Here is a 12,353-nt window from a genome sequence, read left to right as displayed (position 1 = left end):
GCCGGAATGTCGACTTTGGGTCGATAGCGGACAACCCATCTTTCAACTCAGACTAATACGCTAAAAACATAATGTCACTACATTGTTACTATGCGATTCCACGCACCTTAAACATGTAGATGAAAGGCATTAATCACCGGCCCGAGGGTCCGCCCCTCCGCCAACGAGCCCTTCCCTCCCCAACCCTCATTGAAAATTCCAAAAGGGCATATAAATTAAAGTTCTTATTTCTTTTTCATCACTTGCGCTATCCTGCCGCCATCGTCGCGGTGGTCAGCGGCTTAGCAGAGCGTTGAATGGACCGCGAGGCGGTGCCAGGCCAGACTGAGTGTCAGTCGGCCATTCGCCGCACCCTGTTTTTTCTATCGGCAATCGGGAGTCTCTCTTCATGTCGCAGAATCGAAATCGCTTCCGGGCGGCGCTGCCGTCTTCTCTGGTCCGCCATGCGTTGGCGCTGGGCGTAGGTGCCGTCGTAGCGTTTGGCGCGGTCAGCGCGCAGGCGGATACGCTGCGCGTCGGCATGTCGGGCGGCTATTACCCGTTCACCTACGTCGAGCAGGATCAGCTCAAGGGCTTCGAGGTGGATCTGATGAATGCCATCGGCGAGATCACGGGGGATGACGTCAAGTTCGTCACCGCGAGTTTCTCCGGGCTGGCCGGCATGCTGGATTCCAACCGCATCGATACCATCGCCAACCAGATCACGATCACGCCGGAGCGCCAGAAGAAGTATCTGTTCAGCGAGCCGTACGTCTACGACGGCGCGCAGGTGGTGGTGCGCAAGGGCAACGACGAGATTCACGGCGTGGAGGATCTCAAGGGCAAGACCGTGGCGGTCAACCTGGGCTCCAACTACGAGCAGCTGCTCGAAGAGTTGCCTTACGCCGACGAGATCAATATCAAGACCTATGACTCCAACATCGAGCAGGATGTCGCGCTGGGCCGCGCGGATGCGTTCGTGATGGACCGGGTCAGCGCTACGCAGGTGATCAAGGACAAGCCGCTGCCGCTGCAGCTCGCCGGCCAGCCGTTCTCCAAGATCGAGAACGCCTATCCGTTCCGCGATGACGATGCGGGCAAGGCGCTGCGTGACCGGGTGAACGATGCGCTGGCGCAGTTGCGTGACAGTGGCAAGCTGAGCGAGATCTCCGAAAAGTGGTTCGGCACCGATATCACGCAGCCCTGAATCGTTAATATCGGCCACAATAAGGCCGTAGGCCCATGACGCCTCTCGCGTCATGGGCTTTTGTGTTGTAGAAGCCATCGCTTTTATCGAAACGGCGAACCGGGAGCCGCGGCATGCACGGACTCAATCTCGACTACATGGCAGAGCTGGTGCCAATTCTGCTCAGCTATCTGCCGCTGACGCTGGAGATGGCGGCGGCGGGCATGCTCTGCGCGCTGGTGCTGGCGTGCCTCTTGGCGGTGATCCGCGTGACGCGGGTGCCGGGCTTGAACGCGTTCGCGCTGCTGTTCATCTCGTTCTTTCGCGGCACGCCGCTGCTGGTGCAGCTCTTCCTGTTCTATTACGGGCTGCCGCAGGTGCTGACCTTCCTGGTCTCGATCAACGGGATCACGGCGACCATTCTCGGGCTGACGCTGCACTTCTCCGCCTACATGGCGGAGTCGATCCGCGCGGCCATCGTGGGTATCGACCGTAGCCAGACGGAGGCCGCACTCTCCATCGGCATGACCCAGAGCCAGCTGATGCGGCGCATCGTGCTGCCACAGGCGACCCGCGTGGCAACGCCGACGCTGATGAACTACTTCATCGACATGATCAAATCGACCTCGCTCGCCTTCACCCTCGGCGTGACCGAGATGATGGGCGCGACCCAGAAGGAAGCGGCGAGCAGCTTTCTCTACTTCGAGGCGTTTCTGGTCGTCGCGGTGATCTACTGGATCGTGGTGGAAGCGCTGTCGTGGCTGCAGAAGTGGCTAGAAAACCGACTCAACCGGGCCTATCAGCGATGATCGAACTCAAGGGAATCGGCAAGCGCTTCGGCGCGCACAGCGTGTTTGAGGGCATCGACCTCTCGCTGGAACGCGGCGAGATCATCGTCATCGTCGGGCCTTCCGGCACCGGCAAGTCGACGCTGTTGCGCTGCATCAACTTTCTGGAAACGCCGGATGCCGGCTCGCTCACGGTGGGCGATCTGACGGTCGATGCGAGCCGCGCCACGCGCGAGCAGATTCTGGCGCTACGCCGGCGCACGGCGTTCGTGTTCCAGAACTATGCGCTGTTCGCCAACAAGACGGCGCTCGAGAACATCGCCGAGGGCATGATCGTGGTCGATCACATGCCGAAGCGCGAGGCGCATGCCCGGGCGCGGGAGATCCTCGAGCGGATCGGGCTTGCCGACAAGGCGGATGCCTACCCCGCCTCACTCTCCGGCGGCCAGCAGCAGCGCGTCGGCATCGGCCGCGCCATGGCCGCCAACGCCGAGGTGATCCTGTTCGACGAGCCAACCTCGGCGCTCGACCCGCAGTGGGTCGAAGAGGTACTGGGGCTGATGAAGCAGCTCGCCGCCGAGCACCAGACGATGATCGTCGTCACCCACGAGATGCAGTTCGCTCGCGAAGTCGCCGACCGCGTGGTCTACATGGACCAGGGCCGCATCATCGAACAAGCCCCGCCGAGCGAGCTGTTCACCGCGCCGAAGGACGAACGCACGCGGCAATTTCTGAGGAAGATACTGCCGGCGCAGGAAGGAGTGTGAACCGTTATTACAGATCAGGTGCCTGCGACACGACGCATCAGCGCCTGGTTTCTGATATGACGCGGGCCCAATCTTCCACCGTCAGCGTAAAACGTTCGTGATCTCGCCACTGCCCGGCGATCTTGAGATAACGCGGCGAGTAGCCTCGGATGACTCTCCCGGCAAGCCATAGAGACGCACATTTCGCACATTCGCTTGATCGTGCGTGGCGCTGGGCTGCGTGACGGCTATGCCCGGAATCCCGTCCGGTCGGCCTCGGTAATCTCGCGAATCGGCCTGGCGGGAACGCCCGCGGCGATGACGCCAGCCGGGATGTCTTTGGTAACGACGCTCCCCGAGCCAATGATGCTGTCTTCACCGATCGTCACGCCGCCATTGATATGGACCCCGGCGCCGATCCAGACACGATGGCCGACAGTGACCGGGCGAGCGCGGCAGGCGCCGGCCGCGCGCTCTTCCGGATGAATCGCATGATCGGAGGTATAGATGCCGACTCTAGGGCCGAACAGCACCTTGTCGCCGATCGTGACGCCGCCGGCATCCAGTATGATGCAGTCGAAATTGGCGTAGAAATCATTGCCGATCTCGATACCGACGCCGAATTCACAGCGAAAGGTCGGCTCGAAGTGGACGCCTTTACCGACTCGGCCCAGCAGCTTTCTCAGCAACGCTTCCCTTTCATCCGGCGTCGCGCCGAAGCTGGCGTTGTAGCGGTTGGTCAACAGAACGGTTTGTTCTCTGGCGTCGATCAGCTCGGCCGTCAGATCGTTATAGACCGCGCCCGTGCGGGCGTGGGCAAGTTGCTCGGCAAGCGTCATCCAGGCTTCCTGTCAGTGTCATCCGTGGGCTTCGTCAGGATATTGCCTGAGCCAAGGATCGCCCGCGACCCGATTTCTCGTGTTTCGCAGAAACTGAAACCTGAGCACGTAAATGGTATCGATATCAGCGATGCGGATGCTCGATCAAGCGCTCGCGGTAGGAGGAGTGGGTGATGTGCTGATCCATGCGCTGAAACTCCCTGTCATAACTGAGCAAAAGTCTGGAATATCCGAATCTGCCCACGCTAATTTGGCCCCAGCCAACTTACCACTCTCCAACCCATCCTGAAGTAGATCTGCAGGGATCATCGAAAAGGCATCGCCGAGCAAGATCGCCGCGAGCATCGAGCGACGCCTTTTCAACCACTTCCTACTCCACCAACCCCTCCAACACTTTCCCGTCCAGCGAATCCGTCGAGAGCCCGAGTAGCCGAGCGAAGGTGGCGCCGGGGCTATCCATGCGCTGGACGCCGCGGGTGGTATCGAACGGCAGTTCGACGCCGGTGCGAATCCCCGCCCCGTGGAAGAAGGCAATGCCGTGGTTGGAGGCGAACGCGGTACTCGCGGAGGGTATCTGCGGGCCGTGGTTGGCGCCGGGGGTGACGAGCTCGGCGACGGTATCGCCGCGCTGATTGGTGCCCCAGACGAAGCCGGGGGCGTAGGCGAAAAGCACGTCGCCCATGCGCTCGCCCCAGTAGCCGAGCGGTGCGGCATCCTGCTTCTTGAGCGCGAGTGCCACGACATTGCGCTCACCAGCGTCGGTCTCGACATACCAGGTCGTCAGCGCCTTGAGGATGCGCGTCTGCACGCGTGCGATCTCGGCGGCCGGCACGAGATCGCGGTTGACGAAGATCTCCAGCCCGCCGCGCTCGTCCTTGAGAAAGGCCTGGCTTTGCGCCACATCGGCCTTGCCTTCGGCGTCGATGGTGCACAGGTCGAATTCCGCCAACCGCCTGTGGATATCACAGAGGTGCGAGTTGGGCACGTCGCCGTGATCGGAGGCGAGCACCAGCGTGGTGTCGTCGTCGCAGCCCTCGAGGGCGCGGCCCACGGCATCGTCGAGAATGCGATACGAACCCCGAATCACCTCGAGATAGCGCTGGTGATCATCGGCCTGATAAAACTTCGACTCGGGATCGCACTGGGCGAGACAGGTGTGATGCGTCTCGTCGTTGAGCCGGAACACGGTGGCGAAGAGCGAGAAGCCCTCGTCATTGAGCAGCGTGAGGGCGCTGTCGACCAGCCATTCGAGCTGATAGCGCCCCTCCTCGAAACTGGTCTCGAAGTAGCGCGTGTCCGGGTCGGCGGAGACGGTCCATTTGGAGATGAACGGACCGTGGCGCTCGATCAGCCGGCGCGCCAGCCCCGGCCGGCCGCTGCCGCCCGCCGGCGCGGTGACCTGGGACTGCAGCAGGTCGATCTTGCCATTGGTAACGTCGTAATCGAGCAGCTTGAAGCGCACGGCGCCGGGTTTGCCCGTAATGGCGTGCACGCCCACCAGCGGCAGCCAGTCGCTCCATTCGCCCACGCCGAGGCTCGCTTCACTGCCCGCCACCGTCAGGCGCAGGCGTTCGCCGTCCGCTTGCAAGTTGACCCTCACCGGCTCAGCACGATGCGCGGGAATCAGCGCGACGAAGCCATCGTCCGTGCGCTCGATGGCGAATCGGTTGTGCTTCTGATGATGGGCGAGCGTGCCGGTCGGCGGCCAGCCCAGCGCTTCGGTCGTGGCAGTCGAAACGGTCCTGGTCCACTGATCGAGATGGGTGCTGTGCAGACACGCCGGCGCCAGCTCCATCGGCGCGGGGCCGCTGCCGCTGTAGAACGGCGCGAAGCAGAGATCGCGTTCGCCCGCCGGCACCAGGCTCTCGGGGAAGTGGACCAGCGCGGCGCGCTGCCCGGCATCGCGCATCAGCTCCAGCAGATGCCCGGTGCCGCTCGGCGGCTGGCGCTGGCCGACCCAGCTCGTGCCCGGCGCCTGGCCGGTGAGAAAGCTGACGAAATTGGTGTCGCCCCAGGTCGAGATATAGGGCAGCAGGCGCGTCGAGCCGCCCTCGTCGCGCAGGCGCTGGATGTTCGGCAGCACGCCCTCGGCGCAGAAGCGCTCGACCAGTTCGGGGATCAGGCCGTCGACGCCCAGCAGCAGAACTTTTCGATTCCGGTTCATGCGATCTCCTGTCGGCGTCGATTAGCGGATTGTGTACTGGTCGATGATCGAACGATCGATCTCGATGCCGAGGCCGGGCTTATCGAGCACCTCGACGCAGCCGTTGGCGTTGAGCGAGAACTCGCCGCCAATCAGCTCCTGACGGAACGGGTGCGCGGACTGGTCGTATTCGAGCATCGGCTCATCCGGCGTGAGCGAGAGCGGCTGTGGCGGCAGTGTGGCGATGAACTGCACCGCCGCGGCCAGGCCGACACCGGAGCCCCAGACGTGCGGAATCAGCGGCACGTGAAACGCCTGGGCGAGCGCGGCGATCTTCTGGCATTCGGTCAGGCCGCCGGCGGCGCCGAGATCGGGCTGGATCACGTCAAGCGCGCCTTCGCTGATCCAGTCGCGGTAGCCGATCTTCGAATATTCGTTCTCGCCGGCGGCGATCCAGGTGCGCGATATCCCCTTGAGTTCACGATAGCCGTGGCGGTTTTCCGGGCTCAGCGGCTCCTCGAACAGATGCACGCGGGTCTCCTCTAGCTCCATCAGAATGCGCCGCGCCGCCGGCACGCTGTAGGCGCAGTTGGCATCCATCATCAGGACGATGTCGTCGCCGACCGCTTCGCGCACCGCGCGCATGTCGCGAATGTCCGCCTCGATGCCGAAACCGGTCTTGAGCTTCATTGCCCGGTACCCGTTGGCCTGATGGCGCAGCGCCTCCTCGACGACCTCTTCGGGATACTTTCCGCCCTCGCGGCGGTAGAAGCCGGTGGCGTAGGGGCGAATCTCGTGGCGAAACGCCCCGCCCATCAGGCGGTGAATCGGCTGTTTCAGCGCCTTGCCGGCGAGATCCCACAGCGCGATATCGATCGCGGCGATACCGAAGAGCGCCGCGCCCTTCTGCCCGAATGGCCGGGTCTGGTTGTACATCGTCTCCCACAGCACTTCGCGCTCGAACACGGAACGCCCGATCACCAGCGGCTTGAGCGCGTGCTCGACCATCGCCTGGGCGACCTGCGGCGGTTGCAGCCCGTGGTTGACGCATTCGCCCCAGCCGATCAGGCCATCCTCGGTATGGATCTCCACCAGCATGGCGGTGCGTTGATGCACCCAGCCCTGAGAGAACGAGAATGGCTGCTCCAGCGGCGCGGCGAGGACGTGTGTCTTGAGATCGGTGATGATCATTGGCGGTTTCCTGATGACGGAACGGCATCCGCGCGCGCATTCACGTGCTGGCGCCATTGGATAAACGAGGACCACAGCGTCCACACCACGAACAGGCCGATCAGCACGAACAGAAAGCTCGCGATGCCGCTGTGAGTGAAGAAGGCGAAGAAGTCGCCGCGCGAGATCAGAAGTCCTCGGCGCAGCGAGCTCTCGAGCTCCGGCCCCAGCACCATGCCTATCACCAGCGGTGCCAGCGGATAGCCACCGCGGCGCAGCACGTAGGCCAGCACGCCGGTCAGCGCCATGACGATGAGATCGAGCGGATTGCCGCGCACGGAGACCGCGCCGATGAAGCTGAACATGACGATGCCGCCCATCACGTAGCCTTGCGGCAGCTTGAACAGATAACGGAACAGACCGATCGATGGTTTGCTCAAGATCAGCATCGCCACGTTGACGATGATCAGCACCACGAACAGCGAATAGACGGTCTGGGCCTGGTCGGCCATCAGCCGTACGCCGGGCGTGATGCCGTGAATCACCATCGCGCCCATCATCATCGCGGTGACCACGTCGCCGGGAATACCGAGCGCCAACGTGGGGATGAACGAGCTGCCGGTGACGGCGTTGTTGGACGACTCCGAGGCGATGATACCGTCCGGCTCGCCCTTGCCGAGATTGGCGCGGCGTGGCGAGAGCTTCTGTGCCGAGGCGTAGCTGATGAAGGCCGCCGCCGCCGCGCCGGTGCCCGGCAGCGCGCCGACGAAGCTGCCGATGAACGAGCCGCGTATCAGCTCGATCCCGCGGCGCACGATCTCGCGCAAGCCGGGGAGACGCAGGCGCGCTTCGGGAATCTTGGCCGCCTCGTCGTCACGGGTGGCGAAACGCACGAACACTTCCGACAGCGCGAACGCACCGACCACCACCGGAATCAGCGTCAGGCCGGCGCTGAGCGAGTAATTGCCGAAGGTGAACCGATCCGCGCCGGTGATCGGGTCACTGCCGACCATCGAGAAGAAGAAGCCCATCATCCCGCAGACTAACCCCTTGAGCGTGCTGCCCTGGGAGACGCCGACGATGCACAGCATCGCCAGACAGACCAGCGCGAACACCTCGACCGAGCCGAAGTTGACCGCAAACTTGGCCAGCTGCGGCGCGCAGAAGATCAGCAGCACACACGACAGCACGCCGCCGAAGAAGGAGGCGAAGGTCGCCCAGCCCAGCGCCTCGTCGACGCGGCCCTGCTGGGTCATCGGGTAGCCGTCGAAGGTGGTCGCCGCCGACTGCGGCGTGCCGGGCGTGTTGATCAGGATCGCCGTGATCGAACCGCCGTAGACGGAGCCACAATAGACGCCGATCAACAGCGCCATGCTGGTGATGACATCCATACCGAAGGTAAACGGCAGGAAGATAGTCAGCCCGACGACCGAACCGAGCCCCGGCAAGCCACCGATGATGATGCCGGCCCAGGTGCCGACGACGATGGCGAGCAGCGCGTGCCAGGTGAAGGCATCGCCGGCCGCAGCGAGTATCACGTCCATTTTCGACCTCTCCTATGTTCGCAGAATCTGCTCACGATTTAGCGAGCTAGCGCTATGCAAGGCGAAATCAGGCGAGAAGGCGCAGTTTACGGGGGTGTAAATGAGCATTTGGAGCCTGTTTTCAACGCGGCAGAGCCGACGCGCAGCAGATCGTGTAGGTTTTCAGATCAGCCCACTAGTCAGCAGCGCCGGTAGTCGAATCAGCAGCACGTGGTGGAACAGAAACCACAGTCCGCCGCCGATGATCAGCGTGCCCAGCACCAGCGGCAGCGGACGCTGAATGCGAAACAGCCACAGCGTCAGCGCGACCAGCGGCAGAATCGGGATCAGAAAGCCGAGACTCGCCATGGCGATCGCCGCCACCAGTACCGCCGCCATCAACAGCGGCAGTGGCGAGAGGCCGCCTCCCTCTCGCGGCAGGCGTTTGGCGCACTCGCCGATCAGCACCAACGCTGCCACCGCGCACCAGATCGTCAGCACGATGCGCGGCACCAGCATGGCGTCCGCCGGCCCCTGCCAGGCGCTGATCGAGAGACCAGCGCCCGCCAGCAGCAGCATCAGTGCGGTCAACACACGGGGATGAATCAGGCTTGCCAGCATGGATCGCTCCTCCAACGTGGCGCGGATTCGCGCATCACTCGGTCAGGCCAGCGTCTTTCAACACTTGCTTGTTGGCCTCGACGCGCTGCTCGACATATGCCTTGAAGTCATCCGGCCCGAGATAGGCGATCCCCGCCTTGGCCTTCTCGGCGAAGGTCTTGAACTTCTCCGACTCGACCGTCGCCTTGCAGGCATCGGCGTACTGCTGGGCGCGTTCATCCGAGATGCCCTTGGGCGCGACGACGCCCTGCCACACGGCGAAGTCCATCTCCGGCAGGCCAAGCTCCTGCATCGTTGGCACGTCGGGATAGCCCTCGACGCGGTGCTCGGCAAACACCGCCAGCGGGCGCAGATCGTAGTTCTCGAGAATGGTCTCGGTATCCGCCATGATCTGGATCTCGTTGCCGGCGAGCGCGTTCATCGCCGGGCCCGAACCGCTGTAGGGCACGTGCTGGGCTTTCAGATCGCTATTGACGGTGAGCGCAGCCATTGCCAGATGCGGCAGCGTGCCGGGGCCGGAAGAGCCGTAGAGGAACGGCTGCTCCTGGGATTCGTCCGAGAGCTGCTGGAACGAGGTGATGTCAGAGGATTTCGACACCATCAGGAACATCGGATTGGAGACGGTGCGGCAGATGTAGGTGAAGCTGTCCGGGCCGTAGGGCAGATCTTTCAGCGAGGGCTGAATGGTCAGGGCGCCGGCCGGCTCGTAGCCGATGATATTCGGGTTGCCCTCGCTGTTGGCGACCTCTGCCGTGCCCACCGTGGCGCTGGCCCCGGCCACGTTGCGCACAACCGAGGTGACGCCCAGCTGCTGCGAGAAAGTCGGCTCGAAACTGCGCGCGACGATATCGGTGGCGCCGCCAGCGGCGAACGGCACGACGACGTCCAGCGTGTCCGCCGCGCTGGCGCTCGGACTCGTGCCGATCAGCGCCGCAGCAACGAGAGAGGCGAGAGAGGTGAGAGACGCTACCCGTGTCGTGCCGCCGGAAGTGCGAATAGATGTCATGTCAGGCTCCATTTTCGTAGCGCTGCGATTTCTGCCGATACCGGCACTCTCAGCGCGATGCATCTCTTCAACGTTCGTCGATGGGCGAACAAGATCGAATTGGCTTAAAATCGTAGCGCTACGATTCAGGCGCAACAATCGACTGCCATCGTCCATTCGTCGCAGGTCGCGACCAAAGTCTTGTTCGACCGCAAGCGACCGAGGGCTGCAAAGTCACGCGCTTGAATCGGTACACTACCGCGACGGGGCGAAATGGGAACGATCAATAATTCATGACCTTATTGGCGCAAGGGGCTTGAGTTCATAGCGCTTCGATATATATCCAACAGGCGCAAGATAGCGGCTAGCCTGCTGACCAGCAGGTCAAGTCCGTAAGGAGAGAACGGATTGGCGAAACGACAGCGACGCGGTTCCCAACGCATCACCATGGGCGAGGTCGCGAGGCTGGCGAATGTCTCGCCCAGCACCGTCTCGCTCTACCTGCGCCGCCCGGACGAGGTCTCGCCGCAACGCGCCGAGCAGATTCAGTCGGCCATCGACCGGCTCGGCTACTTGCCCAACACCATGGCGGGCGGGCTCGCCTCGTCGCGCTCCAACGTCATCGGCGTGCTGGTGCCGACCATCACCAACTCGTTCTTCTCGGAGACACTGGAAACACTGGAGCGCCATCTGCGCAGCGCCGGCTATCAACTCCTGATCGGCAATACCGAATTCGACGTCTCCCGCGAGGAGGAGCTGATCCGCTCGATTCTGAGCTGGAATCCTGCCGGCCTAGTGGTGACCGGTTTTCTGCACAGCCGCAGTACGCTCTCGCTGCTCGCCAGAACCCGGACGCCGATCGTCGAGATGTGGGACTTCGGCCAGCCGGGGCTGGATATGGTAGTGGGATTCTCGCATCACGCCTGTGGCCGCCTGATCGCCGAGCACATGCTGACCAGTGGCCGCCGCCGTACCGCGTTCGTGAGTACCAACTTTCAGCGCGACGTGCGCGCGCGAGATCGCTACGCCGGCTTTCGCGATAGCGTCGAGGCCGCCGGCGGCACGGTCGAACTTTGCGAGCTGAGCGGGCGCAGCGACGCTTCGGAGACCGGCAAGCTGACCCGTGATCTGCTCGAATCGCACCCGGAGATCGAGGCGATCGCCTGCTCCAATGACATGGTCGCGCTCGGCGTGCTGTTCGAGTGCCAGCGCCAGAACATCGACATTCCCGGCCGCCTCGCGCTCGCGGGCTTCGGCAACCTCGACTTCACCCGCAGCACCGTGCCGCCGCTGACCACCATCGAACCGCCGCGCCGAGAGATCGGCCAACATGTAGCGCGGCTGCTACTTGCCAGTCTCGAAGACGAACTCGCCGAGGACGAGAAGCGACTCGACCTCGGCGTGAGACTGGTGGTGCGGGAGAGTGTCTGAGCACCTGAGCACCTGAGCATCCGACACGACGACTCGATCCAGGCTCGCTGCCGCTTGCCGCCAGGAGGTGGCCGGCTGACTTGCCGGCCACGCTCGGAGCGGCTCGCCGACGGCGCCGGACTTAGATCTGGGCCTGGCCGCCGTCGACGAACAGCTCGGTGCCGCTGATAAAACTCGAGTCATCCGAGGCGAGGAAGACTGCAGCCTTGGCGATCTCGTCGGGCTCGCCGACACGGCCCATGGGGATCTTCGCGGCCAGGAAGTCGAGCAGGCCCTGCTGCTCGGCAGCGCCGGGCCCGGCCAGTTCGACCAGACCTGGCGTCCGGGTGGCGCCGGGGCTCAGCGTATTGACGCGGATCTGGCGGCCCTTGAGATCAAGCACCCAGTTGCGGGCGAAGGCGCGCACGGCAGCCTTGGAAGCGGCGTAGACGCTGAAGGCTTCGGTCCCTTCGCTGGCCGCCGTCGAGCCGGTCAGGATTACCGAGGCGCCCTCGGCCAGCAACGGCAGCGCCTTCTGCACGGTGAACAGCACGCCCTTCACGTTGCGATCGAAGGTATCGTCGTACTGCTGTTCGGTGATGCTGCCGAGCGGCAGCATCGAGCCGCCGCCAGCGTTGACGAACAGCACGTCGAGACGCCCGTGTTCAGCCGTGATCCGTTCATACAGGGTATCGAGCTCTTCGAGCTTGCTGGAGTCGACCCGGATGCCGGTGGCGTTACCGACGGCGGCCACCGCCGTCTCGAGTTCGACGGGCCGGCGTCCGGTGATGATGACGTGGGCCCCCTCCTGCGCGAAGCGTTGGGCGGTGGCCAGGCCAATGCCGCTGGTGGCGCCGGTGACGAGTGCGATCTTGCCTTCGAGTTTGCGTGACATGGTGTTTTCCTCGGGTGGGTGTCAGTGACTGAGGAAAAGCATAATCCCGCCCCGAAAAACGCAAAATA

The 12,353-nt window shown here is 63.5% G+C and carries 11 protein-coding genes; 4 read left to right on the top strand and 7 right to left on the bottom strand.

Features of this window, described 5'->3' with window-relative positions; genetic code table 11:
• The first annotated feature begins 388 nt into the window (after positions 1-388).
• The 3 genes from IE125_RS05980 (at position 389) to IE125_RS05970 (ending at position 2,720) form a co-directional block, all read left to right on the top strand.
• Positions 389-1,186, top strand: coding sequence for an amino acid ABC transporter substrate-binding protein (locus IE125_RS05980; protein WP_189443709.1), 798 nt, complete (start codon positions 389-391; stop codon positions 1,184-1,186).
• 113 nt (positions 1,187-1,299) lie between these two features.
• Positions 1,300-1,974 (top strand): amino acid ABC transporter permease, encoded by a 675-nt coding sequence (locus tag IE125_RS05975; protein ID WP_189443708.1) that lies wholly within the window; start codon positions 1,300-1,302, stop codon positions 1,972-1,974.
• On the top strand, positions 1,971-2,720 hold the full coding sequence (locus tag IE125_RS05970) for an amino acid ABC transporter ATP-binding protein (protein WP_189443707.1): 750 nt from the start codon (positions 1,971-1,973) through the stop codon (positions 2,718-2,720). Before IE125_RS05975 ends, IE125_RS05970 begins: the two co-directional genes overlap by 4 nt.
• A gap of 227 nt (positions 2,721-2,947) precedes the next feature.
• On the opposite strand, the gene IE125_RS05965 is transcribed toward IE125_RS05970, so the two are convergent.
• The 6 genes from IE125_RS05965 to IE125_RS05940 form a co-directional block, all read right to left on the bottom strand.
• Entirely contained in the window at positions 2,948-3,538 is a 591-nt protein-coding gene (locus tag IE125_RS05965) for a sugar O-acetyltransferase (RefSeq protein WP_189443706.1), read from the bottom strand.
• 370 nt (positions 3,539-3,908) lie between these two features.
• The gene (locus IE125_RS05960; protein WP_189443705.1) at positions 3,909-5,702 is read right to left on the bottom strand and encodes an alkaline phosphatase family protein; all 1,794 of its coding nucleotides are present in this window, start codon (positions 5,700-5,702) and stop codon (positions 3,909-3,911) included.
• A 21-nt stretch (positions 5,703-5,723) separates the two neighbouring features.
• Positions 5,724-6,872 carry a mandelate racemase/muconate lactonizing enzyme family protein gene (locus IE125_RS05955; RefSeq protein ID WP_189443704.1) on the bottom strand — a complete coding sequence of 383 codons (1,149 nt, stop codon included), beginning with the start codon at positions 6,870-6,872 and terminating at the stop codon, positions 5,724-5,726.
• Positions 6,869-8,395: a tripartite tricarboxylate transporter permease gene (locus IE125_RS05950; RefSeq protein ID WP_189443703.1), complete on the bottom strand. Its 1,527-nt coding sequence runs from the start codon at positions 8,393-8,395 to the stop codon at positions 6,869-6,871. Before IE125_RS05950 ends, IE125_RS05955 begins: the two co-directional genes overlap by 4 nt.
• A 162-nt stretch (positions 8,396-8,557) precedes the next feature.
• A complete protein-coding gene (locus IE125_RS05945) occupies positions 8,558-8,995 on the bottom strand; it encodes a tripartite tricarboxylate transporter TctB family protein (RefSeq protein ID WP_189443702.1) in 438 nt (145 codons plus the stop codon).
• A gap of 34 nt (positions 8,996-9,029) precedes the next feature.
• Positions 9,030-10,001: a Bug family tripartite tricarboxylate transporter substrate binding protein gene (locus IE125_RS05940; protein WP_189443701.1), complete on the bottom strand. Its 972-nt coding sequence runs from the start codon at positions 9,999-10,001 to the stop codon at positions 9,030-9,032.
• A gap of 387 nt (positions 10,002-10,388) precedes the next feature.
• Here IE125_RS05940 and IE125_RS05935 point away from each other — a divergent pair, with 387 nt between their 5' ends.
• The gene (locus IE125_RS05935) at positions 10,389-11,411 is read left to right on the top strand and encodes a LacI family DNA-binding transcriptional regulator (RefSeq protein WP_189443700.1); all 1,023 of its coding nucleotides are present in this window, start codon (positions 10,389-10,391) and stop codon (positions 11,409-11,411) included.
• Between the two features lie 121 nt (positions 11,412-11,532).
• Here the strand turns inward: IE125_RS05935 and IE125_RS05930 are convergent, their stop codons facing one another.
• Complete coding sequence (locus tag IE125_RS05930) at positions 11,533-12,285, bottom strand: SDR family NAD(P)-dependent oxidoreductase (RefSeq protein ID WP_189443699.1); 753 nt, start codon at positions 12,283-12,285, stop codon at positions 11,533-11,535.
• Between the last annotated feature and the right edge of the window lie 68 nt (positions 12,286-12,353).

Origin of the sequence: Salinicola rhizosphaerae (assembly GCF_014652715.1) — a bacterium.
Classification (GTDB): domain Bacteria; phylum Pseudomonadota; class Gammaproteobacteria; order Pseudomonadales; family Halomonadaceae; genus Salinicola; species Salinicola rhizosphaerae.
Note: the sequence above shows the minus strand (reverse complement) of the source record. Positions and strands in the feature narration are given on the sequence as shown.